Below are 326 nucleotides of genomic sequence, written 5' to 3' on the forward strand. Positions count from 1 at the left end.
TTCGAGTCGGGTGTGTTGGCGCCGTTGTCGGTGGCGGCGTGGGATGTGCGGCAGGCTCCGGAGGCGTTCCGGTTCCTGTCTCAGGCGCGGCATGTGGGCAAGGTGGTGCTGACGGTGCCGGTGCCGTTGGATCCGGCGGGTGCGGTGTTGGTGACCGGTGGCACGGCGGGGTTGGGTGCGGTGGTGGCGCGGCATCTGGTGGTGGAGCGTGGGGTGCGGCATGTGGTGTTGGCCTCGCGGCGTGGTGTGGAGTCGCCGGGTGCGGAGGAGTTGGCGGCCGAGCTGCGGGAGCACGGTGCCTCGGTGTCGGTGGAAGCCTGCGACGC

At 71.5% G+C, this 326-nt stretch carries 1 protein-coding gene; it reads left to right on the forward strand.

What is annotated here, in order from left to right; genetic code table 11:
* On the forward strand, window positions 1–326 hold a 326-nt coding region (locus AN216_RS00185; RefSeq protein WP_139140804.1), incomplete at both ends, for a KR domain-containing protein.

This window comes from Streptomyces oceani, assembly GCF_001751245.1.
In the GTDB taxonomy this organism is placed as follows: Bacteria; Actinomycetota; Actinomycetes; order Streptomycetales; family Streptomycetaceae; genus Streptomyces; species Streptomyces oceani.